We start from the raw sequence: 25,270 nt of genomic DNA, 5'->3' as shown, positions 1-25,270 counted from the left end.
GCAACAACTCATTACCCCCATTCCCGGGGATCACCATTCGAGTTTCGAATAGTTGCCCGCCTACGCGGGGCAAGACAGCAGATGAGTTCACAAGCAGGGCCATTCTATGCCTTGCCTGTTTGCCATCCTTTATGCAGCCAATCCCCTGGAGTGCGACACCCCATAAACGAGGCAGGCGAGGTGCCTGACCTCGCCTTGTTCTAATACTCAATTCGGGGAAAAGTCATGCGGCCAAGCGGCCGTCAACATTATTTGACCCGCTTTCCTTTGGCGTCATAGATTTGAACGTTGACCGCCTTGTCAGCATTTTTGCTGGCATACACCACGCGGGCGACCACGTAGCCGCGATTATTGGAAATCGCACTTTCAATGGGGGTTCCCGCCACTTCCCATATCCCCAGCGTGGCGACATCCAGGGCTCCATGGCCGGCTGCGCGCACATAATTTAGCCCGCTCTTTCGCGATTGAGCCCGGTAAATCTCCAGGTATTGGCCATTTTTAAGTGTGCTTTTCTCAATGGGTTTCATACCATGGGATAAAAAACACATGCGCGTTTCGCAGCGGCTGATGTCGTTAGGAGCTACGCCTTTATTTTCTGCGGCCTTGTAAACCGCACAACTGCTCAAAAGCACACTGGCCGCAGCAATTACATAGTTTGCACACCTCATACCACACCCCTATTGTTATAATTTTGGGCATTCTGATGCTATTGAATTCTGAAGTCAAGGGGCGTTGTGCCGTTATTGTTTATTTTTGGAACTCATTTTTTGCTTTTCAAGCTCAGCATAAAATTCCTGCTCCTTTTTGGCAATGTGCATTTTATAGCCTTGCGGATCCACAAAGGGGTTCTCGGTTTTCGTCTTTAATAACGCGTATTTTCCTGCAAGATCGAAGTAACCGGCATGTGCACCCAGAAAAATATCGCAGGGCAAGGATTTCATCACGTCAATCGCCTGTTTGAAATCCCTCGCAATCTGAGGGTAGGCGGTGTTATTAATCAGCTTATAGCCTGGATTGACGTTAAGACTTCCCACCATCACCACGTCGTAGGTTTTGCCCTGGTCATTGACTGTCATGGTCCAGGTTGTACACCCTTTCGTATGCCCAGCCGTGCGATGGGCGGTCAAGACTGTTCCGCCGAGTTTAACCTGCTCCCCATCATGCAGGACTTTATCGACCGGGGTGGCAGCAAAATACAGGCTGCTGTCATTGGCGTAATGAAAATCGGACCGCCCTCCAGATTCCACGGTCGGCACGTCATCTGCCATGACCATGTATCGGGCATGGGTTTGTTGTTTAATCTGCTTGCTGCCCCCGGCGTGGTCGAGATGCGCATGGCTGACCAGCAGAATTTTGGTATCACTGAATTTAAATCCCAGGGTTTCAATGCTCTTTTTAATCATCGGCACATTGGCTTCAAGGTCGCTGTTGACGAGAATGTTCCCCTCAGGGGTTACAATTAAATAACTCGCCAAATCATCGGTTCCCACATAATACAGGTTTCCGGCAATTTGAAACGGCGGGAAGGGATGGCCAACAGGGTAAGCAAAACCGACTTGATTCGCGCAGAGGATCAATATAACCAGGGAAAGCACGCTTTTTTTCATTGTTTTCTTCAATTAATTCAAAGCGCGGAGTTTAAACGTCTTCACCACCAGCAGCAAGAGTGGGTATTACGTCAATTCCTGTCTCTCCCCTGAGTAATCAGCTTACCTGCCTCTCCGCTGCACAGGTAAAATTACTTCATCGTCGGAGGCTCATACCCTGAATTCGGCTGATGAATGGTCATTCCCGCAAACATATCCACAGCGGGCTGGCCTCTGACTTCCCAGTTCATGCTGTGATTATGAGTAACGGCTGTGCGGCCCAAGACGTTTTTAATAATGACCGCCGGCACTCCGGTAAACATGGGCTCGACCTCCTGCTCTGCGCATTGCTCGATGTAATCGCCGATCGCCTGTTGCAGCACCATGACCTGTTCATCGACTTGATCGGCAATGTCCTCTGAACGCGCCTGCGTCAGATCGGCGCCTCTTTTTTCAAGTGCACGTAACCTGAAAACCACCGAGGCCATAAAATCAATATCCACTTTCAAAGGCCCTTCCTCGCGCCCAAGCGGTACGCTGTCGGAGTAATTGAGGGTAATGGCGGTCGCTTCGCCCTGACGATTATCCAGGTATCTGCCCAGTAATGATCCGACCTGGCCGGACGTATTATCCATCCAGTCACGGGATACATTCATAAAACACCCGCGTAAAATCATTTTCCCGGCATTGTTGGGTCCAATTTCATATTCCGGCTGGATGCGATTGGGCATGATGTGTCCTTAGTCCATTATTTGATCAAATTATAGGAAACCAACCCCAGTATTCAACCCGAGGCGGGTTAAGATCCTGATAACGCATGCAATTCTGTCTTTGCTATACTGTCAACAATCGTCCACAGTGGGTTAGCAATGATAAGCAAAGACAAATGGGAGAGCCTGAAAGCACGCATGGCCCAACTTGAGATTGACGAGGCGCATCTTGTGGAAAAATTCATCATTGGCAGCGGAAAAGGCGGCCAGAAACTGCATAAAACAGCGTCGACTGTTTATCTTAAACACCTGCCCACAGGATTTGAAATAAAATGCCAGGACTCACGCTACCGTGAAGACAATCGCTATTTTGCACGCTTGCGCCTCTGCGAAAAAATGCACACCTTGTTCAGTGAGGAAAAATCCAAAGCCCAGCAGGTGATTGAAAAATTAAGACGCCAGAAACAGCGGCGTTCCCGGCGGGCGAAACAACGGATGCTTCAAGAAAAAGCAAAGCAAAGCCAGATTAAGCAATTACGGCAAAAACCTTCGTCCGATCAGTAATTTTCACCCTGCCCCGTGTTTCAATCGCCTGGACTATAATTGAATTGTATCTGCATTATGAGGTTTATCATGAAAAATCGTCATCAAGAGAAAAAATCCATCCGAAAAATATCCAAACAAACACTGGAAAACGTTGCCGGGGGTAATCGCAATCCGCGCGAGATGATTGATGCTGATGATATCAATCGACGATTGACAGATTTCGTTAGTCGGTTTCATCGTCGCTAACCGGGTTATTTCTCAATCCAGAACTTGAGAAATCTTATCCGGATTGACGTCCTGAGTCAGGTGCTTACGACACTCGGTTCAGTGTTTCAATAACGAAACATTGGGTTCGTGGCAGGCTGTTTAAAGTGATGTTTCTGCCTCTGGCCATGACCTTTTTAGCAACGATTTAATGTAAAATGGGCATCGTTGATTGAGTCTTTCACCCATGAATCCAATACGAAAAATTATCCACATTGACATGGACTGTTTTTATGCCGCCATTGAAATGCGTGACTTTCCGGAACTCGCTGATAAACCCATCGCCGTGGGAGGCGATGTAAAACGTCGCGGCGTTATAGCCACCTGCAATTACGCCGCCCGCGAATTCGGCGTGCGCTCGGCCATGCCGACTGCTCAGGCGCTGAAACGCTGCCCTCAATTAATACTGCGTCCTGTCCGTATGGAGGTTTATCAACGGGAAAGCCAATACTTAAGGGCCCTGTTTGCGGAATACACCGAACTCATCGAGCCCTTGTCTCTGGATGAAGCCTACCTCGATGTCACGCAGTCGACCCGCTGTCAGGGCAGCGCCACCTGGATTGCCCAAGAAATACGGCAACGCATTTATGAAACACGGCAATTAACAGCCAGCGCCGGCATTGCACCCAATAAAAGCCTTGCCAAAATTGCCAGTGAATGGAATAAACCCAATGGCCAAATGGTGATTCGCCCCGAGGACGTGAGCACCTTTATTCTTGATCTGCCGGTTCGCAGTTTATTTGGTGTAGGTCCCAAAATGGAGGCGAAACTTAATGCCCTTCAGATAAAAACCTGTGCTGATTTGCAACTATACCCCGTCGAATTCCTGTCAGCCAAATTTGGTACCCTGGGGCAGCGGCTTTATGAATTGGCACGAGGCATTGACGAGCGTGCAGTTAATCCTGAACGCATCCGCAAGTCATTGAGCGTTGAAGAAACCTACCCAAGCGATTTGCCGGACAGCGAAGCCTGCGTCGCCGCACTGCCCGACTTAATTACCCGCCTTGAAAATCGCATCCAGCGTGCGGGCAGCCTAATCGCTATTCATCATTTATTTGTCAAATTGAAATTCAATGATTTTCATCAGACCACCGTCGAACGGGTCAGTCCTCAAATTGATGCGGGTATTTTAAGCCAATTAATTCGCGAGGGCTTTGCCAGACACAACCTGCCCGTTCGCCTGCTGGGTGTCGGGATTCGATTGAAACAGGAGCCTGAGCGTGAAGCAATACAGTTGCCATTACTGGATTTATGATGTTTTCGAGTGACTATCAAGGACATTTCGGCGGCGGATTTAATGATCAATCCCCTATAACCAACCGGCTTACCATTAAGGCTTTAAAGTCTCCAGGGAATATGCGCTGAAATCAATTTCAGGGAGGTTGCTGTCTTCCCACCCTTCTCTAATAATGGTTTTCTGCTCAAACGATTTTTTAATGTGTCCATCGAGAAAATTATCAAATTGCTTAATTAAGCCTTGTTCATCCTGATTAGCAATTAATTTAACAATGAGGGGCAAATCGCTTTTGCTCAGGGTGGTTGATGTGCCATTTTCGCCCTTAATCAAATGAAATTTGATCACATCAAAAGGCAGGACTCTTTCTAAAACAAGGCTAAACCCACCAAAAGAATAGCCGGCAGGATTAAACAGTTGCTTTAATACTGACAATTCCTCGCTGTGCTCTTTAACTAACTCATTGGATTGCCAGCTTGCAAATGAAAACCTCAGTTTTTCTCGATAAGAAGTAAATCTTAAGGTGTTCAATAACACTTCATTTGGAAATTCAGTCATGTGTTTTCCTTGTCATTCCTGGCAATTCATCATCCAATACCATCCCTTTAAACCCATTGGGCCTTGCGGCTATCCAGCTTACCTTAATAAGAGGCAAAACAACATGCTAAACTAGCGACAACGTAAATGACCTACCCAATTGACATGATTACCCTCCGCGAACCTTCCGCTCAGGATGAAACCGTATTTCTTGCTACCATGAACAAGAGCCGTGACTTTCATTTTCCGTTTATCTCCGCGCCCTGTACCACGGAAGCATTCCACACTTATCTGCAGAAGAGCCAACAAGACAGTGAGCAGTACTACCTCGCCTGGGACGAAGACCAACGACAAATGATCGGTGTTTTTAACATCAGTCACATCGTGCGCGGCGTATTTAAAAGCGCTTACTTAGGTTATTATGCCTCAGTGGACTACGCAGGAAAGGGCTTCATGAGTCAGGCATTGAAACTCGTACTTCAACGGGTATTCACGACCCTTGATCTTCATCGCATTGAAGCCAATATCCAACCATTAAATACCGCATCCATCCAACTGGCGACGAAAAACGGTTTTTTAAAAGAAGGGTTTTCACCCCGCCATTTAAAAATCAATGGCCTCTGGCAGGATCATTTTCGTTTTGCGCTCACCCTTGAGGATTGGTTAGCCAATCAATAGGAAAACACATGCTCACTATCACCACCAGCCATTTATTTTTAAGACCGTGGCATCAAAAGGACAGCAAACCATTCTTTGACATCAATCAGGATAAGAAGGTGCTTGAATTTTTGCCGGGACCTATGTCTCGGGAACAAATAAACCATTTCATGCAGTATCAAAACGAACAGTTAGAAAATCGCAACTACATGCTGTGGGCCGCTGAATTACAACAAACCGGGGAGCTTATCGGCTTTATCGGTCTTAATTATTTTGATAAACCCACACCCTTTTCCCCCGCGGTAGAAATTGGTTGGCGTTTGGGCTCGCAATATTGGGGTCATGGCTATGCGCCGGAAGGAGCCTTGGCCTGCCTTGATTACGCATTTAAGCAACTGGGCCTCCATGAAATCGTCGCCTTCACAGTACCCGATAATGCGCGCTCGCGAAAAGTGATGGCAAAAATAGGTATGGTGCAGGACATGGACGGCTCTTTTGCTCATCCTGGGTTGGCAGGGGCGCATCGGCTATCGAGGCATGTTTTGTATCGTATCAAGAGGGGGTAATCTTCTTTATTTAGAAGGAATCATCGTTCCATGCCTTCAATGTTCCGATTCAATAGCCGACCACTCAAACAGCCCCTGGATGGCGGGCCTGATGCGTATTCTACATGCTGGGTTATGCGCCTTTCTTCACCAATTGACAAAACAAATTCATCCGGGCGATTTGTTCGATAGTCCCCGGCAAAGAATTCAACAAAGCCGGCGAATAAACAACGATTGCCAGGCATTGTGCTCTCGATATCGCCACATTCATGCGATTCTTGTCGAAAAGAAAATTAAACCCCCGAGGCGACTCATTGGCACTGCTTGCGCACATGCTTAAGAAGACAACCGGGGCTTCCTGTCCCTGGAATTTATCCACACTCCCAACCCTGGCGTTAGCCCCCAACGCTGTTTTAAGCTTATTGACCTGATAATTATAGGGAGCAACAAAAAGGATATCATTCCAACCCATTAGTCTTTTTTCACCTTTTTTAGCATGAAATGTCCGCCCCAGTAATTCATTCGTCAAGACGACGATGTGCTCCACTTCTTCATCACTGCCTTGTGTGTTGCCTTCATGTTTCACCGGGACAGGGATTATTCCAGCGGTTTTGTTTAAAAGCCCATGATACCCGGCAGGGATGCTTATCCATTGCTCATCATTTTCAGGAGCCGTTTTAAGCTTGCCTTCGTAGACACCCTCACTGATAAACTGATTGACGGCCGAGTGCATACGGTAAGTGGTTCCCAAAAATACCCCCATGGAATCCGGGATGGTGGGTGTGGAGTGCAGCAGATAATCCAAAATCGATAAGCCGCTGTCCTCGGGGTGACTTCCCTGCGAAGGCTGCCCCAATTGCATCTGATCCCCCATCAGGATAATGTTCGATGTCGATTGGCTCATGGCAATCAAATTAGCGACGCTCACCTGCCCTGCCTCATCAATAAACAGATAATCAAAGGCATTTTCCAAATCGTCTCTGGAAAAACCCCAGGCGGTGGTTCCGACCACACAGCCTGCTTGTAAAAAACCGGCAATCGCTTTATTGTCAATCACGCTGATCTTTAAATCCTCCAGGGCTGAATCCGTATTACGGGTACAGGCAAAATGACCGTTAATGCCTTCTTTGCGGCAATAGTCGGCCGTGCTGATTAATAAATGATTGACCGCTTTATGGCTATTCGACGAAATGCCTATTTTCTTGCCGTTTTTAATTAACTCCGCAATTAAATGCTTGCCCGTATAGGTTTTACCAGCCCCGGGTGGTCCCTGGATGGTCAGATAACTGTTATTGAGATTACGCACAGCGCTAATCATTTCATTCAACCGCTGATTGGGATCAGGACTGGGAGCGATGGGCTGGCCGGCGACATGCCCCTTGATTCGAGGGATGGATTGACTCAGAAAATCAATGATGGCCGTTTGCCCTAGCTCCCCTTTCGCAAACTTTCGCGCCTGTTTTGCAATGGCTTGCGGTATGGGCTTAGGATTAACATGCTCATCGGGGATTAAGGTGATTGGGCCATCCGGCTCCTCCTTTAATTTCAGCGCGATAATCCCTTGCTCCAAATCACTTCCTTCCGGATAGCAGGCTGCTTTGATGTTGTGACCCTCGGGGGTTTCATGGCCTAACAAAAAATAATTATCCAGGCTACCCTTGAATTCCTGGGCCGGATCAAATGAATACTCATAAACGAAATGACGCGCTTTAGGGCTGGGTTTGTAAGCCGGCTTTTCAGTTCGCCGGCAATAAGCAAGGCAATCCATGTCGTCGAACAATTCCTCTTCGCTTAAACCTAATCGGTCGAACAGTCGCCAAAACACCGGCTTGGATTCGCGTCGATGAAATTCAATGGACCAGGCCATGACCGAATAAAGTCTGGCGGATTGTTCATTTCCCTGCGCTTTTAATTGCAGCGCTTGTACCAGTAACTGTTCGCGAAGTTCAATACCCTCGTTCATTTCTTTAATGTCCGGCTCAACGGGTTCTTTTTTGCCACAAAAGGCAATGCCGCTGGATTCTTGCCTGTCTCTCAGCCAACTCACCAGTTCCTGAGTGGAATAACAATCATCAATATTGTACAAACGAATATCATTCAATGCCTTGGAGGATTGCCAGGTATCACCATCCGGATTTTCAAGCCACTGTTGGTACACCACGACAGAATCCGTTCCAGAACCTACCTCGGTGTTTCGTTTGCTGCGGTATAAATGCTCAATGTTTTTAATGGAATAACGGGGCTCGCCCACCAATAAGGCGGTTTTTACGACCTTATATAAATCAACAAAGACGTCATTGCGCAGCAGCTGGTCCACTTCATATTCGCATACGCCATACCTGCTCATCAGTTTACGGCAGGCCGTGATTTCATAGCTGGCATAATGGTAAATGTGCATGGACGGATCCTGAAGCCATCGTTGATACGTCCATTCAATAAAGGCTTTGAAACAGTCTTTTTCCTGCTCGCTGTCGTGCGCCCAGAAATCCTTGTATTGACGCTGATTATTGTCATCAAAATAAGCAGCACCCCACAGGTACTCCAGGCCGCCGTCTTCCAGCGGGAACCCTTCGATATCAAAAAAAATGTCCTTGTTGGAGTGCGGCGGCAGAAGCGCCAAGCCTTGCTTTTTTCCCGCGGCATGAGCGATCAACCGGTAGACCGGTCTTTCTTTGCCAATGCTCTCCTTTTGGATTCTGGCCTGCTCCTGTAATCGTGCAAACGGTTCCGGTTTTATGCCTTTGACACCACTGACTCTGGCTTCGGCTAATGCCGTCATGGTTGTGATGCCTGCATCATGCAATTTTTTGATTTGTGCTGACGTAATGGTCGCCACCTGAATCAAATGATCTGCTTTTAACAGCAGGTGTTGCGCATGGGTACTCCATCGCCCCCAATTCCTTGAGGAAGCCGGATCCGGGCATTGAGTGGGCTCAAATGCCTGATGCGCGGATAAAAAGTGACATTTAAGGTTCTGGTAGAAGTAAAAATAATCAGTAATCCTGAACCGGATTTGCTCTTTATTGCCCAACACGGCAGTCAGGTAGTCAGCCCTGGCCTGCTGCATTGCCTCAAGCATCTCAGCATAGCAACATAACTGCACCAGGAAATGCGGTTTAACAGACTTCGCTAATTTGGTATCCCAGATTTCATAGCAATAATTCCCAAAACGGCTTTTACCTTCAATTTTGATCAAAAAATCAGCATGTCCTCTGAACGGTAACCCTTGCAAATGAGCCTGATAAATCACATCCACGCCGTTTTTCATCGCCTCAAGGGTTGCTTGATAAGCGTCATGCCGACCGTGTAGAGTGGCAATGGTTAATCCTTTAGCCTTAAAATCCGCTAATAGCTCTAATTCGTGTTGATTTCCTTTGTCACGCAAAACACTGAGCAAAGGGTCGCCTTCATCAGGCGCCGGTAGTAAATCAGGGTGTTTTATGGCCAGATGTTCCATCCAGGAGGCAAAAGGACTATCCATAAACTGAGTGAGATCGGACGGTGAAAATACCATTTGACTCGATTCAAGATACATTCAGGGCTACTCCCAGTGATTAATGAAATGGCTACAGAATCTCATCATGAACGGCATGGTATTATAAATAAAGTCCTTATGAAGTAGGTAGTGTACCGTGCTTTAGTTTTAAAATTAACCAGTACTCAATAGAAAGAGGGTGTCTATTCCCTTACCCCAGACGAGTATTATGGCAAACCGAGGCGGAAAGCCAAGTTAATAAAAACACGGGGTTCTCTTACGCCGAAACCCATGTCATCGGTAACGCCGCTTGATCTCCACCTGTGCAACTATCACCCTCAGCCTGCGCTCTCAATGAGAGAGATGATTTTGTACGTAGAAGGACCGTTTCAAAGCCGATCCATCGGCGCCGTCCATCCCTACCAGGGCCACCAATCCCATGAGTTCCTGTGTCGTATTATTTGGAATCCTCTGGACGTTTGACTCCAAAGGGTAATCCTTTGCACAAGACACTGTGTTCGTAAATCGCTTGAGAGGGGATTCCAGGCATTTTTAAAATTCTTTCAAATCGCTATCAGTAGGGATCCGTTTTTTAAGTTTTTTCTTCTTATCTTCTTTAGATCTTGTTCTGCAAATGTGAGTGAAGTCGTGCGTTAGCCGCGGAAAACTCAGTCAAGAATCGAGATTGCTAATATTTCCTTAATCCAGTTGATGTACTATTTTAGCCCAGTATGAAATTAATTTGATTAGAATGAAACCATTTGCATCCAAATGATAAATAGTAGTCCTCAGTTGTAAAAGTCAATCATGAAAAAAGCACTGCAGTTTAATGGAGAAGTCATGATTCGGACCCTAGTCAAGCGTCTCTCTTTGCAAAGGACTCGAAATCTGAAATTACTTCTGAAGCATCGTCCATCTATGTTTTAGATTATGCGTGTAAGGAAGATTTTCCTGATTTTCTTGAGTCGGTCATGAAAGAGAGTGCAATGGCTGAAATCTATCTTGAGGATGAAGTTTTGCCGAAAGACACTGCCAAATTATTCGATATGCGAGGCAAGTTACGATATCGGGAAAGCAATCGCTGCGATCTGATGCTCGTTTTGCGGGACAATACTAAGTTGGCAGGTTATGTTGAACTTAGATTAATCAGTGATAGTGATTCCTCTTCAACTCTTTTCGCTTTGTATGTGCATAACGAATACCGGAACCGCGGGATTGGAAATTTGCTGGTACTGCATGCATTGAGAGTGTTTTTGAATACGGGTGAATCGACGATGTCAGTTAGCTACACCGCCGATTCACTGCCATTGTATAATAAATTTGGCTTTTACCCTCCCTATAAAGAGAAGGATGAATTAGCAGATTGGTTTAAAATGGACGATGATCAACGGCTGGCGCAACTCAAAGACGAGCCCTCCGATTATCTTATCCTGGATTTAAAAGTTAGATCGTGTCGTGACATTTTTGATGGCAATTTTCGGAAATTCCAATCAAAAAGTATAACATTCGAGCTTTCTGAAAATCTAAAAGCGGATTTGCACATGAACGTGTTAGCAAAAGAAACAGCGTATTTGACTTCAAACACCATGTTATTAGTTCAAAGTGGCTTAGGAATCCTGAATACTGCAGCCTCCCAAGACGCTAAAAAAAGAAAAATAACTCAAGACTTACCGGAGTTTTCTTCTGTGGCGAAGTTTAACATTCGTAATTGACTTCTTACCCCCCATCACTTCTTCAAAACCACTCTATCCAGACTTGGATTAGATCATCTTTAATCTGGGTAACGCGTGGTGCTTTTTCTTTTATAACTCGTATCATCCGAGCAGAACGACGAATCTGATGCGAGAGAATAGCCTTTAAATTGCTTTAATCAGGTCTGTTCTTCATCCATTTGATGAGTTGGGTTATAGACAGGCCTGCTCAAGAATTATTGGAAAAATTTAAAGCGATACTTAAGGAAATAATTTCGCCAACACATGCTGTTTCAACAGCAACAGGTGATTAACAGGCACGCACCGCCCAAGAAACGCCTTTGTAAAGTGATTAATGGGTGGGTAATTTTTAAACACACCTCAACCCATCAAATCCGTTACTTCAAAAAAGGAGGTTAGCTCTGGTCTTGGCATATCAAAACTATCCTGCACAGCCGTATAACCATGGTAGCCTAAGCGCGCAAGTGGGTGAAATCGGGTTGGATCAATTCGTTGTTCTTCATTCAGCACGGATTCACAGACATGAATACCAACCACATGGCCAAGGACCATGCGATTTATTAATTTCTCTGGATTAGACCGAGGCAATTGCACGGACATGTAATACCGGCACTCCAAACTAATGGGTGCAGCTTTAATCCGTTTTGGTTTTACTATTTTGGCAGGCGCTTGTTCAATACCGGCCATAGAAAATTCGCTGGTATGGCGTGGGAAATTCATCGAGGTGATATTCATTTTTTCTTTTAAAGCATAGGAGGTGATATTCACCACAAATTCACCTGTTTCTTCTGCATTACGCAAAGTGTCTTTTTCCCCCGTTTCCACATGCGCCTCGGTGGTTGAAAACATCACCATCGGCGGATCATCGGCCACACTATTAAAATAGCTAAACGGCGCAAGGTTATCTTTCCCGCATTTACTCACGGTGCTTATCCATGCAATAGGCCTGGGAATAACACAAGCCTTAAACAGTCCTTTAGGTAATTGGTTGGCTGGATAAAAAACCATGGCTTTCTCCGGAAACAGTGTGGGCTTAATGATTAATTCTGCACTTACGCCATTCAACTTGCAGGTAAGACAGTGCTTTCTAAAGAACCAAAACCGAGTTTGTGAGAACCGTATTCCCAATAGCCTGTGATAATAACCTTATCACCGTCTAATAGAAAGGAACGTTTATTCCCGTCATCAAGCGTTATCGGTTCTTTGCCGTCTAAGGTGATTTCCAACAGACTCCCCCAACTTTCTTTTACTGGCCCGCTGATTGTCCCAGTGCCCAGTAGATCACCCGTTTTTAAAATGCAGTTATTGACTGTATGATGAGCAATCATCTGTTCCAAACTCCAATAAAGCTCCGTGCTGCTCGTTTCACAAACGATCGTTCTAATGTTTGAACCTGCAGGCTGGATTTCAACAAGCAATTTAATATCAGGTAGCTGACGAGGACTGTCGTAAAGGTATTCAACCGGTCTTGGGTTTTGTTCCGGCAGGTTTTTCATAACCAGACTTAAAGCATCGAATGGTACAACCCAGGTTGAGATAGACGTGGCAAAGCTTTTCGAAAGAAACGGCCCTAAAGGCTGATATTCGAATGCCTGAATGTCTCTAGCACTCCAGTCATTCAATAACACACAACCGAACAAATGTGATCTGGCATTATGGACTGAAATGGGGCGGCCATCAGGATTGCCCCCTCCTATAAACACTCCTAACTCAAGTTCAAAATCCAGTTTACGGCAAGGTTGATAAACGGGGGGGGCGTCAGGAGACAGTTTTATTTGCCCTTTCGGCCGCATGATGTCAGTACCCGAAGGAAACACGGTACTTGCCCTGCCATTATAAGCGACAGGTAAATACCTCCAATTGGGTAAAAGCGCATTCTCATGGCTTCGGAATAATTTACCCACATTGCTTGCGTGATGCAGAGCCGCATAAAAATCAGTATACCCTTCTATTTTGAAAGGTAGGGCCATTTGAACGTCGCATAGTGGAATAAGGGCACGTTGCAATAAGGCATGATTGCCCTGCAATTCATCATTATCAACAGACAATAATGTTTGTACCCTCCTTCGAACATCAGACCAACAATCAGGGCCTAAAGAGGCAAAATAATTCAGGCTGCTTTGGTTAAAAAGAGGTTGCTCATGGTGTGTAACGATAAGCTTTTCTTTTTCGAGCAAGGCAAGATCAAGGACATAACTGCCAATCGCTGTACCTATTCTTGGAGAGGATTTATCCGTGTAAAATACACCGTAGGGCAAGTTATTGATAGAAAATAGCGAATCATCCGACTTTTCAACAAATGAAACCAATTCTCGGGTTATTTTTACCATTCACCTCACTCCAGATAACTCAGGGTTTTGACAAACCCGGTTTATTTGACCGGTTTGCAACAACGAAGTGAATGATACGGCTTATTAATTCCGATTTAAATAAGCTAATTACATAAAACTACTCTATTAGTCTTGGAGTAAGCGATTGCTTTAACGAGTTAAAAAATGAGCCAAATGTATTTTCTACCCCAAGCGTGCTTTTTCCAAGCAGGAGATTTTGAGCAACCTGCTCGCCAAAAGCAATGGCATGTTTATACCCATGTGCGGAGCCTACATCCATGATTTTGACCTGAGGATGATCAGGCAGACTATCGTAGATAAAACGTTCTTTCTTGTTCATTGTAAAGGGATAATTGATGACACTCACACAATCAGAAGATATTCCATTAAAGTTCGGCGCAATATACTGATTGAATACTTCCTCGGGAGGCATCATCGCCTGTTTTTCGTTTAAGGAATCAGGCGACAATGCATTTGGTTTTAAATCTGAGATTGGAAATAAGGCAAATTGCACGCGTCCCTCGCCATTCACATCGGGAAAAAACACGAAAGCCTCGGTCTGCCCCTTTTGCCAGATTAATACCGGACAATTTTTAGGGGAGTATTTTTCCCTGAATTCATCCGTTATTTTAAACGTGTACATGGAACACATATGGACACTCAATTGCTCGGAAACATCAGCGCCAAAATGCTCGGATAATTCCTTTTGGAGCCAGGGGCCCATGGATAAAACGACTTCGTCGCTTGCGTAAGTTCGCTTGTCCGTATGCACAAGGACAGTGGACTTACCCCCGATGATCTTTTCCTCAAACCCCTGATAGCACTCATCAAAAATAAATTCCACTCCCGCGTTTTCAGCTAATTCAATCAGTATTCGATGGCATTTTTCGGGGATCAGCATCCCCATGGACGGTTCGAAATAAGCCAACTCTTTACTTCCTATCTTCAACGCGTCATAGCGCGTCAGTTCGTCAGGATTTTTTATCTCGCAGGGAATACCATTTTCCCTGGCATATTGTGCGCTGGTTAAAGGCCAACTTCCATCGTCTTGCGGTCCAATAATCAAGCCACCTGAACGGATGTGAAGGGATTGTTTTGTTTCCTTTTCTATTGATGCAATAATTTCTTGGCTGCGTTTTGCATAAGGAATGTACTCTTTGCCTTCTGCTGTGGCTATTCGAGTTATACGCGCATTCCCATGCGAGGAGCCGTGAGGGTTTGGAGTATTTTCTCTCAAACCTTTTTCAATGACACGGATTTTAATGAATTGCCCCTTTTCAGAGGCTTGTTTACTCAATTGATAAGCCAGGGAGGCGCCCGCTATACCACAACCAATGATCGTGATGGATTTCTCATTTTTATCAAAAAATGATTTCATAATGTTTAAAATATTGCCATTTTTGGTTAATTATAGTCTATACGGATGAACAAACGGATGGCTACCCACTGGATAATGCCAGGGAATAAATGGTAGATGAAGTAAAGACGATGCCCTGCTCCAAAGATTATGCTGAACGTACGCACCTATCCCAGCCAGACAAATGACGTTTCGGCATGAATACGTTTATCGTTTCAGAACCTGAACTGAAAAACCGGGTTTCCCGTAAAAAAGACGTCATTGAAATAAGCTTCATTTTTCGATTGCGGTTGGGTTATTTGCCCAAAGAATCCATCCATCCAATTAAGTAGCATTTGCGACAACAAGGGCATGATGCTATTTTGTCATCTCAATTTACCCCCTATTCAAACTACAAATACCAAAGTATGAGTGAAACAATCGCGGTTTGTGTCTGTACCTGCATGCGCCCCCAAATGTTAGAGCGTTGCCTTTTATCGTTGATTCAGCAGGAGTGTCTAGACGATTGGAATTTAATATTCATTGTGGTAGATAATGAATCATCCCCTAACAACCAATCGTTAGTCGAACGCTTTCAAAGCAAGACAAATTTTCCTGTGGTGTACAGGCATGAGGCCAGGCGCGGTATATCCACTGCCAGAAATGCGGCATTGGAAGAGGCCTTATCCCACAAAGCCGATTGGGTATGCTTTTTTGATGATGATCAGTATGCCGACAAACAAGCCCTCAAGTGGGCCTATTCATGGATGAAAGAACACGATGCCTCTGTGGTATCTATGAATTTGACGTACGTCGATCAGGCCTACACGCCGTCATTAGAACCCATCCGTGACGAAGAAAAAACGCGGGCAAGAGCATTACAAACGTGCGGTACAGGTGGTGTTTTGTTTTCCGCATCCTTAATTCATCCTGATGGCTTAGCTCTACGCTTTGATGAATCGTATGCCTTATCAGGTGGTGGGGATGCTGCCTTTTTCTTTGCTGCATTTAAGAAAGGGGCAAAAATGATAAGGTCAAAAAAAGCAGTCGTCTTTGAAGAAATAACGGGGGAACATTTTAAACTTCGTACCCTACTGTTTAGAACGTACTGCACTAAATTACAACGACTTAAAATGAATATAAAATATCGACGGCTTGCAGCTGTATTTGCATTTGTATTGTCCTCAATACTCTTCCCTATAGCGGCCTCTATAGAACTGTTCCTGTTGCCTCTTTACCGAATTTACAGTAAGCGATTCTTTCATAAGCGATTAGCAAGCATATTAAGAAAATACGTGAGATTAGTAGTACTTTTAACGTGTCCCTTCGCAAAGCCCCAGATGTATAAAAAAATAATTGGGTATTAGGAGAGCAGGCAGGTTTAAAATCCTACTTGCTGCTCAAGCTAAACGTGACTCTTAAAAAAGATCTTAGGCAGCCAACTATAGAACCAGGATGTTCCTGTTGTACGGTACGAATTGGAGTCTTGGTTGCATCATCGATAATCTAAAACTTAACTTGACTTAGAAGAGCCAATTAAATAATGGTGCTATAGTTTTTTTATCAGGTAAAACCTATCCATTTCTCAACTGGGTCATTGTTGATTCTTCCACATCGGTGCAGCACAGGTTTAACTATAAGGCTGAAATGATTCATTTTGAGAAGTAGCCACTTTACAAGTTAAGGTTTTATCATTACAAGTAATTGGGCCGAGACAAGCATTTCCAATGCCTAGTGTACTAGGGTCTATTAAATCATACTTATAATCAAACGGTATTGAGTTTCCTGCGCTAGAGTAGGCAGGTGTATTTGCTGGTGGGTTCGAGCCATTCCTGTAATTCGAGTACGTGTAACTAGCATTTGGAGAAATAACATTAATAGTAACACACCACCCCCGAACATTTGGATCATCACCGGGCCAGGAGCACCCTGGTAAGGAGCATGGTGAAGAGCCTACCGTATTTTTAATATAATAAATGCCATTATAAAGCATGTTATATAAATAATTTTGTCCAATGGGAAGTGTTTGATTCGCTTTAAAAGTAAGGGGGGAAACGACGGCCCCGCCAAGGTTGTCTCCAGATACAACACTACCAAAACACATCGAACAATCATTGATGTCAAAACTTGCAATAAATAACCCCGATACCGCGACCGGCGCACCCATTTTGTTTGTTATGGTAATATTTGATAGCCCTGAGCTTTGTATGTCGCTAACGGTCATGAGGGCATAATCATTTGGATCTGTATTTTTTGCATACACACTTGTTACCAACGAAATCCCACTAAGCATACATAGCAAATAATTCTTTACCTTAATCATGTTAATAATCCCTTGTATTAAGAAAATGGTTGAATTTGTTGATTCGCTACAGTGCACGTAAGAGTTCTATCATTACAAGCAATGGGACCAAGATAAATATAGTTGCTTATTAAATTATAATTATAAAGACCGGAACTGGATGCTGAATCAGCTGAGGGCGGTACGGTGGATGTATAACCTGATGAAGTAGAAACGGGTGCCAACGCACCTAAATAAATGCACCAATTGTATTGCGTTGTATCGCTCCCCCATGTACAACCAGGTAGTGCACATCCAGGGGGAGATAAAGGAATGATAATATTTTCATAATAAATAGCCTCATAAAGCATATTATATAGATAATTGCTGCCAATAGCGGCTCTTCTCCCTGGGCGAATTACAGTAGGCGTGAGAAATGCACCAGCTGTAATATTATCTGTAGCTGGGTAAATGATTGTTGCATTATTACAGCTTTGCCCCGGCATAACATAAGCATATTGCCGAACGTACAGCCCATAGACAGTTGTGGCTGAATTCCGATTATTTTGCAAACTGACATTTGAAGTGGATTCATTACTGGTTATATTTAATGAGTCACGCGTTGTTATAAATCCAGAAAAATTGGTTTGAGCAAATGTAGATGTAAAGAAAGGAAAAAATAGGTTTAATAAAAAAAACTTCAATAGTTTCATGATAACATCCCTTTTATTGGAGCGTCTAGCAGGATACACTATTGCAAGTAAAATGAAAGGACTCGTGTAAAGTGTCAATTATTAGTAAACGAAATTTATGCTATGTATTTGTATCTTTTTCTTCAATATCAACTCCCGTATTAGCAAACTCTCTTCCTTGGTTAGGTCCTTATGCAGGTGTTTATCTAGGCGGGGGGTTTGGAAATAATCATGTTTCCACTAATGCTGGGACTGTAACCAATACCTCTTATTTCACAACATCTGCTGATATCAATGCAGTAACTAATGCTGGCGGATGGCAAAAGGAACCCAATGCGATGATTATTGGTTTCCAAATGGGACATGATTGGATTTGGAAACAAATGACCTATGGTATTGCTTTGGATTATGGCTCATTACCATTGAGTTCATCTCGTGTAGTAAATAACACCTATCCCAATAATTCCGATCAGTATTCTATTGACACATCGATGCACACTAATTGGTTATTTACGCTTCGTGGTAAATTGGGTTATCAACGAATGCTGAAATATCCTAGCCTCCTTTACCTGACTGGTGGAATGGCTATGACAAAACTTAAAGTGAGCAATAATTTTAGTGATAATTCCTCTTTGTTGGGGACAGGTGAAAGTGAATCAACTCAGAACCAGATTGGCTGGACCGTAGGCGCAGGCATTGAGGTTGCGGCATTTAAGAACACGTCGGTGAATCTTGAATATCTATACATTGACATACCATCGATAAAAACGACAAGCTCTATTTTTAATACACAAGGTGGTTTTGGTATACCAGAACAATCTCTTATTAGCCCTTTTTCGACTACAACAAACTTTTGCGCCAATTTGCTTAAAATAGGATTAAATTATCGATTTGATGAGTAATTTTAGCCAGGTTTCATTCTAATCAAAATGACTATCGTTAAATTTTGAAGGTTACTGGCTCAGAGGTCACTACAATCCTTTCGACACCACAAGAAGAATGCATGGATCGCTTGTTGGAGGCTTCACGGTACTCCTTATTTTTTAAAAGGTGATTGCTGGGATAACAACGTTGCTGAAAGCTTCTTTGGCAGCTTAAAACAAGAGCGAGTTCAATGGCGAAATTATCAAACCGATGGGAAGCTCAACAGGACATTCTGAATTACATCACCATGTTCTATAACAGCCACAGATCACATTCATATTTGGGATACTTAAACCCAAATCAATTTGAAAAACAGAGCGATTTTTTAATGAAAGTTGCTTAACTGGGGTGTAACATTTTAGTTGACCACGTCACCATGGCAAGATTCACATTGAACACACAAAAATCCATGCTCAATTCGACCTTATTTCAGGTAAGATTCAATTTCATCCTGAACTGACTGAGCCAGCGAGCAAGACTAGACCCTCTAGGTAAATAGATGAATTCCGATTATTAAACTAATTGGGGTACATCCAGGAAGGCATGCCCTACCACAAATGATTATTTTTTAACCATATTGATCCCAATTTATTCTTGTGTGATAATTGTATTTATTTTTTATCAAATTAGGGAGCTCAATGAAATTTGTAACACGTGTGAATAAACCTCTAATATTAACAGTTGGGCAAGATGCTCTAATGATTAGAATACGCAATGCAAGTAAACAAGCGTTAAATGAACTCCAAACCTATGTGGAGGAACAGATTAATGAAGTGCTATTAAGAATAAAAATGAATTCTGCACCTGAAAATCATATAGAGGAGTCATCTGTATTATCTGCATTACAAAAAATTCGGGAATCAATCGATCAAGAGATAACCAGTCGACAGCTCAACCCTGAAACATCCAATTTTGGACTTTTTAACTGATAACAATAAATTTTAACACTTGTTTTAACACTTAGAGAAAATGAGGTTTGATAACTTAATAAAAATTTCTCAAAAACCTCATAATCTTTATCCGAAACATGGTAGTGGAAAACTATGGGATAAGGGACAGTGTAATAAAATATCTAAACATGATTATGAAGAATTTTTAAGTGAATTTGACGAAACTGTTAAGTCTATTGTGACTATGAATTGTCAAAAGATAATATTAACAAATATGCATTAATTTACTGTCTTTAAAAATTGTGTATAAATATTAATCTAATATCTGTATACAATTTGTAATGAGTCGAGGGTCAAACCTTGCTTTTTGCTAAGCGTTTGGCAAAAGCAGCTACGGGGTCAGGGCTTGAATTGTGAATATTGATAAATTCACAATTCAAGCCCTGACCCTTTAAGCTTTTCTCAGCGCAATCACTTCCTCAAAAAATTTTGGTTGGAGAATTCCAGTTAACCCCTGAGTGTGATGCTAAATCTTTTCCAGAATATATACCTCAACAGCTAAGAGATGATTATATAGAAGCATGTTCCATTAAGTTAAAAAGTCCAAAAGCATCAGCGACTTTATCGAGAAGATGTATACAGGGAATTATTAGAGATTTCTGGGGCATCAAAATAAAAAAAATCTGTATGACGAAATTGAGGCCATCAAAGAATTAGATAAAATAGACCCTGAATTGCTGCTGTCACTTCATAATATAAGAGAAATGGAGAATATTGGTGCACACATGAAGGAGGACGTAAATATTATAATAGATGTGAGGCCAGAAGAGGCTCAAGCATTGATCGAAATTATCGAAGTGCTATTTGGTGAGGCATACATTATGAAAGAGAAAAGAAAACAACATATTGAAAAATTAAACAACATAGCTAAAATGAAAAAACAAAAAGAATAATATCCTAATAATTAAGTGTGTGATTCATAGACATCGTTTCAATTAATTGATAGATTTACCCGCCTTATGAAACAGCCAATTAAAGCTAGATTAACTTGGGTAAATCTATATCTGACCTATCCCCTCAATTAGTACCAGTTTCTCGATGAGAAAACCAACATTAAGCCACCTGTTGAGCAAAGTCCACTGGTGGAAAATAATTTAATGCACTATGTGGCCTCACATGGTTGTAATGATGCCGCCATTTACCAATTTCAAAACGCGCCTCTTCCAATGTTCTAAACCAATTTTGGTTGAGGCATTCGTTACGGAATTTCCCATTAAGGCTTTCAACGAAACCGTTTTGTGTTGGTTTGCCAGGCTGGATAAAGTTCAACCGTACATTGGTTGATTTAGACCAGAAAAACATAGCCTTAGAGGTAAATTCGGTGCCATTGTCACAGACAATCTGTTCAGGGTAACCGCGCTCTTCACCAAGTTGTTCTAAAAAGCGTGTAACTTGTTGTCCAGAAATAGAGAGTGCAACAAGTTGCCCCAACAGTTCGCGGTTAAAATTGTCAATGACGTTCAATACACGAAAACGACGACCACTCGCCAATTGGTCCGAGACAAAGTCCATCGACCAACGCTTGTTCTTCTGAGTTGGCACATCCATAATCAAGCGAGGACGTTGGAGTTTTTTTCGTGTTTTAGTACGAATCTGCAGACCTTCCTCAAGGTAAATCCGATAGGTGCGCTTCTTGTTCTGAACTAAACCTTCTCTTCGTAACAAGCTATGCAGCAACAAATAGCCATAACGAGGATATTGAACGGCCAACTCTTTCATACGTGCTTTCAACCCATCATCCGAGCGTTTTTTCTTTAGGTAGCGGTACGCCGTGCGACTTAGCCCAACCAGTTTGCAGGCAACTCGCTCACTGAGCTTAAAGTGAGTTACCAAATGCTTTGCAACACGTTTCTTACTGGTGGGCTTTACCACTTTTTTGAAACAACGTCCTTTAGCGCTTCATTCTCCAGTAGCTTTTCTGCAAGAAGTTTTTTCAGCTTCTGGTTCTCTGATTCCAGCTCGCGTAAGCGCTTCGCTTCGTTGACCTCTAAGCCCGCATACTTGCTACGCCAATTATAGAAGCAACCGCTTGTTATCCCCATACTACGACAGATATCACCAACCTTAGCGCCAGCCTCATGCTCTTTGATTGCTTTGATTATCTGCTCTTCGCTGTAACGTCTTTTCATTTTGAGTTCTCCATTGTCACAATTTTAATGGATTTCTCATCTTTGTCATGGGCTTATTTTTGGGGGATAGGTCATATCTTGAAACTAAAGATGCAGGATATGTTTGTCGTAAATGTGGTATCTCTCGCCCTACATTGAGGAAGTGGTACAAGCGTTATTTAGAAGCTGGTATCGATGGATTAAATGATCAAAGCAAAAAACCTCATTTGTCACCGAGTAAAAAGTTAAATTCAGAACTGACTCAACTAATTCTTGAGCTGCGTATCAGCCGTAATCTGGGCGCTAGGCGTATTCAAACTGAATTGATTAGATTACACAATTGTCCACTTTCTTTAGCTAGCATCCATAAAGCGTTAACTAGCAACAAAACACAACCAATAAAAAAACTTAAGCGGAAAAAGAAATTTAAGCGTTATAGTCGTCCTATTCCTGGTGATCGCATCCAAATGGATACCTGCAAAATAGCCCCAGGAATTTATCAATATACTGCTGTTGATGATTGTTCTCGTTGGCGTGTGCTAGAGATTTACAAACGCCGTACAGCAACAAATACATTACATTTTTTAGACTTGGTTCTTGAGCAATTCCCTTTTCCAATACAGCGTATTCAAACGGATAGAGGATTAGAGTTTTTTGCCGAAAAAGTTCAGCTGAAAATGATGGAATTAGGTATTAAATTTAGGCCAAATAAGCCAGCGTCACCCCATTTAAACGGCAAAGTAGAACGATCGCAAAAAACAGATCTTGAAGAATTTTATGTTATTACAGATTTATCTGACTTTGAAATACTGAGAGAAGAGCTAGCACAATGGCAGTTTGATGTGGTTCAATTGATTTGGACATACCAGTTAAGAGATAATTTGCTTAATTGGAGGTCACAATGTCTACAAGAAGAAAATATACAAAGGAATTTAAACTGGATGCGGTTAGCTTAGTAACTGAACAAGGATACGCATGTTTAGACGCTGCCAGGAGCTTGGGAATTAATTCGAATATTTTGAGTCGCTGGATTCGAGAGGCAGCAGAGAATAATGAAAATGCTTTTCGTGGAAATGGTAAATTGACGGAAGAGCAACTTGAGATTCGCCAGTTACGAGAAGAAGTCAGAAGGCTGACAATGGAGAAAGAAATACTAAAAAAAGCCACGGTCTTCTTTGCGAAAGAAGCGAAATAAAATATTCGTTTATCGCCCAACACAAGAAGACCTGGCCGGTTGGCATGATGTGCCACCTCATGGGCGTTACTCCTTCTGGATACTATAGTTATCAAAAGCGGAAACAAACAAACCCGAACAATGAACCAGAACATCAAGAGCTATTGGAGTGGGTTAAAAAAATCTCGGAATCCAGCAAGTTCTCGTATGGAAATCGCAGGATAAGGAAAGCACTGAATGCTCTTGGTTATCCGGTTGGTCGAAGAAAAACCCGTAGTTTGATGCGTGAGGCTGGTATTTTTGTTCGATATAAAAAGAAATACAAAGTGACAACAAACAGCAATCACAAGCAACCTGTTTTTGATAATGTGTTAAACAGGAGGTTTCAGGTCAATGAGCCCAATCGTGCCTATGTGTCCGATATTACTTATATCTCAACCCATGAGGGCTGGTTATACCTGACCGTGGTGATTGATTTGTTTTCTCGGAAAGTAGTGGGTTGGAACATGAGTTCGAGAATGAAGACTGATACGGTTTGTGATGCATTAACAATGGCCATTTGGCAGAGAAATCCAAGTTCAGGCCTTATTGTGCATTCCGACAGAGGCTCACAATATGCCAGTAAACAATATCGTGACCTTCTCAATCAATATGGTCTAGTGGGCAGCATGAGCAAAAAAGGTGACTGCTGGGACAATAGCGTTGCTGAAAGTTTTTTCGGTCGCTTGAAAGACGAGCGAGTACATTGGCGTAATTATCAAACCCGGAAGGAGGCAAAGCAGGATATCCTCGATTACATTACTATCTTTTATAACAATCAAAGATTACATTCGTCTTTGGATTATCAAAGCCCAAATCAATTTGAAAACCACTATTGGGGGCTATTGAAAAAAGTGGCTTAACTGGAGTGTACAAATTTGGTTGACCACGTCAAATGATTGTTGGCACAACCACGTGGTATTGCGCTGATGGAACAATTTCATACTTCAATCCCTGGAGTGCCTGCAACGATTTTAATACTTGCCCTGATGCGAGTTGGAAATTATCGGAGGATAAAAGTACTTGTTCCCGACCAAACTTTTCCTGCTTAGCCGATCCGAAAGACGTTTCTGAAATTAAGTTGCTCGCTGCAATAGCCTATGGAGAAGCTCGTACTAATAATTATGAAGAAATAGCAGCTATTGCTAATGCCATCGTCCGACGCAGGGATTCTTGGGATGTCTCTACCATAAATGAATTGGTAGAAAAATTCCCTAAATTTGCTCAAGCAGCCAGGAAGCAAAATGAGCGATATCGATTAATTATGTGCGCTCCTGAAGATGATCCAAATTATACCATAGCTTACCAAGCAGCTGCCAATGCCTTGAATCATGGTATTGATTACGCGAACGGAGGTTGCTTTTGGGATGGGAATGATTTGAAAAGTGACGGTAAAAAACACGATAAATACCGAGCGGGCTTTACATATACAAGTCCTGAGCATAATATTTTCCACACACCAGAACCACCACCGAAACATCGGCATTCGACCCATGGGGTTTACAATTATGCCTATGAATCAACAGCAGCCTATGGCTCAACTATATTTTGGAAATATACTTCCCAATTCATCCATGCTCGAGGAGCGAAACAATGTCATTAATACGTAATTATTTAATTATCACCAATTTTTTACTGGTTCCCTTCGCCTGGGCTACTCCTTCAATTGAAATATTGCAATCCTGCAAAAATGCTGAGCCTGCAAATAATTCAATTTCGATGGAAGAATTGGATGCACCAGGAGTCGAGCAAACTGTTGAAGCGGGTTGTGAGGAGAAATATGAACTTACCTACAATCATCAAAAATTTGGTTCAATAACCTGCAATAACGAGGGATATCTCATCATTAATAGTAATCGCATTAAATTAACCTCTGCAGCCAATTTCTCGGTTAATCCAGCAGTTAAACCCGATACACCACTTTTATTGACCGCTCAATATTGGAAAATTACCAAAGAGAACGACTCCTATTTATGTGTGGCGAGTGCTATTGATCAATCCGGCTCTCGTTCCGGAAGCTCGCAATATTATATTGCTGAGAATGCGTTTAATAGTGATCCTGTCAGTTTGTATTTTTATTATTTTGATAGGGAGTCGATACCGTTGACTTCGATGAATTGATCACGCATCAAGTTTACGGATATTTCAAACGATCAAAATCCTCTTAATG

At 42.9% G+C, this 25,270-nt stretch carries 25 protein-coding genes and 2 pseudogenes; 16 read left to right on the top strand and 11 right to left on the bottom strand.

Annotated elements, in window-relative coordinates; all coding sequences use genetic code 11:
* Positions 1-248: 248 nt before the first annotated feature.
* The 3 genes from DYE45_RS06415 to DYE45_RS06405 form a co-directional block, all read right to left on the bottom strand.
* Positions 249-668, bottom strand: a complete 420-nt coding sequence (locus DYE45_RS06415) for a hypothetical protein (protein WP_108291963.1) — start codon at positions 666-668, stop codon at positions 249-251.
* Positions 669-740: 72 nt separating this feature from the next.
* A complete protein-coding gene (gene bla / locus DYE45_RS06410; RefSeq protein WP_108291965.1) occupies positions 741-1,607 on the bottom strand; it encodes a subclass B3 metallo-beta-lactamase in 867 nt (288 codons plus the stop codon).
* A gap of 131 nt (positions 1,608-1,738) precedes the next feature.
* On the bottom strand, positions 1,739-2,317 hold the full coding sequence (locus tag DYE45_RS06405; protein ID WP_108291967.1) for a hypothetical protein: 579 nt from the start codon (positions 2,315-2,317) through the stop codon (positions 1,739-1,741).
* A gap of 138 nt (positions 2,318-2,455) precedes the next feature.
* Here DYE45_RS06405 and DYE45_RS06400 point away from each other — a divergent pair, with 138 nt between their 5' ends.
* The 3 genes from DYE45_RS06400 to dinB all read left to right on the top strand — a co-directional run bounded on the left by DYE45_RS06400 (position 2,456) and on the right by dinB (position 4,361).
* Positions 2,456-2,860, top strand: a complete 405-nt coding sequence (locus tag DYE45_RS06400) for a peptide chain release factor family protein (protein WP_108291969.1) — start codon at positions 2,456-2,458, stop codon at positions 2,858-2,860.
* Positions 2,861-2,929: 69 nt separating this feature from the next.
* On the top strand, positions 2,930-3,088 hold the full coding sequence (locus DYE45_RS14680; RefSeq protein ID WP_160160687.1) for a hypothetical protein: 159 nt from the start codon (positions 2,930-2,932) through the stop codon (positions 3,086-3,088).
* A 205-nt stretch (positions 3,089-3,293) separates the two neighbouring features.
* Positions 3,294-4,361 carry a DNA polymerase IV gene (gene dinB, locus DYE45_RS06390; protein WP_115300626.1) on the top strand — a complete coding sequence of 356 codons (1,068 nt, stop codon included), beginning with the start codon at positions 3,294-3,296 and terminating at the stop codon, positions 4,359-4,361.
* Between the two features lie 75 nt (positions 4,362-4,436).
* Here the strand turns inward: dinB and DYE45_RS06385 are convergent, their stop codons facing one another.
* The gene (locus tag DYE45_RS06385; RefSeq protein WP_115300625.1) at positions 4,437-4,898 is read right to left on the bottom strand and encodes a hypothetical protein; all 462 of its coding nucleotides are present in this window, start codon (positions 4,896-4,898) and stop codon (positions 4,437-4,439) included.
* A 126-nt stretch (positions 4,899-5,024) separates the two neighbouring features.
* On the opposite strand from DYE45_RS06385, the gene DYE45_RS06380 reads away from it, so the two are divergent.
* Positions 5,025-5,555, top strand: coding sequence for a GNAT family N-acetyltransferase (locus DYE45_RS06380; protein ID WP_242602631.1), 531 nt, complete (start codon positions 5,025-5,027; stop codon positions 5,553-5,555).
* Between the two features lie 8 nt (positions 5,556-5,563).
* Entirely contained in the window at positions 5,564-6,100 is a 537-nt protein-coding gene (locus DYE45_RS06375; protein WP_108291977.1) for a GNAT family N-acetyltransferase, read from the top strand.
* A gap of 112 nt (positions 6,101-6,212) precedes the next feature.
* Here DYE45_RS06375 and DYE45_RS06370 read toward each other — a convergent pair whose 3' ends face one another.
* On the bottom strand, positions 6,213-9,614 hold the full coding sequence (locus DYE45_RS06370; protein ID WP_115300624.1) for a TM0106 family RecB-like putative nuclease: 3,402 nt from the start codon (positions 9,612-9,614) through the stop codon (positions 6,213-6,215).
* A 911-nt stretch (positions 9,615-10,525) separates the two neighbouring features.
* Between DYE45_RS06370 and DYE45_RS06360 the strand changes: the two genes are divergently transcribed.
* Positions 10,526-11,266: a GNAT family N-acetyltransferase gene (locus DYE45_RS06360; RefSeq protein ID WP_115300623.1), complete on the top strand. Its 741-nt coding sequence runs from the start codon at positions 10,526-10,528 to the stop codon at positions 11,264-11,266.
* Positions 11,267-11,626: 360 nt separating this feature from the next.
* Here DYE45_RS06360 and DYE45_RS06355 read toward each other — a convergent pair whose 3' ends face one another.
* The 3 genes from DYE45_RS06355 to DYE45_RS06345 all read right to left on the bottom strand — a co-directional run bounded on the left by DYE45_RS06355 (position 11,627) and on the right by DYE45_RS06345 (position 14,974).
* Positions 11,627-12,274: a flavin reductase family protein gene (locus tag DYE45_RS06355; protein ID WP_108292013.1), complete on the bottom strand. Its 648-nt coding sequence runs from the start codon at positions 12,272-12,274 to the stop codon at positions 11,627-11,629.
* Positions 12,275-12,327: 53 nt separating this feature from the next.
* Entirely contained in the window at positions 12,328-13,596 is a 1,269-nt protein-coding gene (fahA, locus tag DYE45_RS06350) for a fumarylacetoacetase (protein ID WP_207393848.1), read from the bottom strand.
* Between the two features lie 118 nt (positions 13,597-13,714).
* Positions 13,715-14,974, bottom strand: a complete 1,260-nt coding sequence (locus tag DYE45_RS06345) for an FAD-dependent oxidoreductase (RefSeq protein ID WP_115300622.1) — start codon at positions 14,972-14,974, stop codon at positions 13,715-13,717.
* A 176-nt stretch (positions 14,975-15,150) separates the two neighbouring features.
* Between DYE45_RS06345 and DYE45_RS14895 the strand changes: the two genes are divergently transcribed.
* Positions 15,151-15,285: a hypothetical protein gene (locus DYE45_RS14895; protein WP_256594889.1), complete on the top strand. Its 135-nt coding sequence runs from the start codon at positions 15,151-15,153 to the stop codon at positions 15,283-15,285.
* A gap of 75 nt (positions 15,286-15,360) precedes the next feature.
* Complete coding sequence (locus tag DYE45_RS06340; protein WP_115300621.1) at positions 15,361-16,299, top strand: glycosyltransferase family A protein; 939 nt, start codon at positions 15,361-15,363, stop codon at positions 16,297-16,299.
* Positions 16,300-16,562: 263 nt separating this feature from the next.
* On the opposite strand, the gene DYE45_RS14590 is transcribed toward DYE45_RS06340, so the two are convergent.
* Both DYE45_RS14590 and DYE45_RS14585 read right to left on the bottom strand, forming a co-directional pair.
* On the bottom strand, positions 16,563-17,255 hold the full coding sequence (locus DYE45_RS14590) for a hypothetical protein (protein ID WP_133138142.1): 693 nt from the start codon (positions 17,253-17,255) through the stop codon (positions 16,563-16,565).
* A gap of 17 nt (positions 17,256-17,272) precedes the next feature.
* Complete coding sequence (locus DYE45_RS14585; protein WP_133138141.1) at positions 17,273-17,926, bottom strand: hypothetical protein; 654 nt, start codon at positions 17,924-17,926, stop codon at positions 17,273-17,275.
* Between the two features lie 71 nt (positions 17,927-17,997).
* On the opposite strand from DYE45_RS14585, the gene DYE45_RS06335 reads away from it, so the two are divergent.
* From DYE45_RS06335 to DYE45_RS14825, 4 genes and pseudogenes are all read left to right on the top strand, one after another.
* A complete protein-coding gene (locus tag DYE45_RS06335; protein ID WP_108291987.1) occupies positions 17,998-18,807 on the top strand; it encodes an outer membrane protein in 810 nt (269 codons plus the stop codon).
* Positions 18,808-18,951: 144 nt separating this feature from the next.
* Positions 18,952-19,172: pseudogene (locus DYE45_RS06330) on the top strand (IS3 family transposase); the annotation flags it as partial.
* 295 nt (positions 19,173-19,467) lie between these two features.
* Positions 19,468-19,758, top strand: coding sequence for a hypothetical protein (locus DYE45_RS06325; RefSeq protein ID WP_108291989.1), 291 nt, complete (start codon positions 19,468-19,470; stop codon positions 19,756-19,758).
* A 620-nt stretch (positions 19,759-20,378) separates the two neighbouring features.
* Positions 20,379-20,672 carry a DUF4145 domain-containing protein gene (locus DYE45_RS14825; RefSeq protein WP_207393854.1) on the top strand — a complete coding sequence of 98 codons (294 nt, stop codon included), beginning with the start codon at positions 20,379-20,381 and terminating at the stop codon, positions 20,670-20,672.
* Positions 20,673-20,832: 160 nt separating this feature from the next.
* Here the strand turns inward: DYE45_RS14825 and DYE45_RS06315 are convergent.
* A protein-coding gene (locus DYE45_RS06315; protein ID WP_115300371.1) for an IS3 family transposase occupies positions 20,833-21,908 on the bottom strand; the annotation gives its coding sequence in 2 pieces (ribosomal slippage) (positions 20,833-21,659 and positions 21,659-21,908; 1,077 coding nt in all).
* Positions 21,909-21,955: 47 nt separating this feature from the next.
* Here DYE45_RS06315 and DYE45_RS06310 point away from each other — a divergent pair.
* The 4 genes and pseudogenes from DYE45_RS06310 to DYE45_RS06295 form a co-directional block, all read left to right on the top strand.
* A pseudogene (locus DYE45_RS06310) lies at positions 21,956-22,723 on the top strand (DDE-type integrase/transposase/recombinase); the annotation flags it as partial.
* Positions 22,724-22,788: 65 nt separating this feature from the next.
* A protein-coding gene (locus DYE45_RS06305) for an IS3 family transposase (protein ID WP_108349036.1) occupies positions 22,789-23,963 on the top strand; the annotation gives its coding sequence in 2 pieces (ribosomal slippage) (positions 22,789-23,041 and positions 23,041-23,963; 1,176 coding nt in all).
* A gap of 32 nt (positions 23,964-23,995) precedes the next feature.
* Positions 23,996-24,703, top strand: a complete 708-nt coding sequence (locus DYE45_RS14890; protein ID WP_115300620.1) for a hypothetical protein — start codon at positions 23,996-23,998, stop codon at positions 24,701-24,703.
* The gene (locus DYE45_RS06295; RefSeq protein ID WP_115300619.1) at positions 24,694-25,221 is read left to right on the top strand and encodes a hypothetical protein; all 528 of its coding nucleotides are present in this window, start codon (positions 24,694-24,696) and stop codon (positions 25,219-25,221) included. The genes DYE45_RS14890 and DYE45_RS06295 overlap by 10 nt, the downstream gene beginning before the upstream one ends.
* Positions 25,222-25,270 lie beyond the last annotated feature (49 nt).

The sequence above is a fragment of the Legionella taurinensis genome, from assembly GCF_900452865.1.
Lineage (GTDB): Bacteria > Pseudomonadota > Gammaproteobacteria > Legionellales > Legionellaceae > Legionella_C > Legionella_C taurinensis.
The sequence above is the reverse complement of the archived record's forward strand: the minus strand, read 5'-3'. Positions and strand labels throughout refer to the sequence as shown.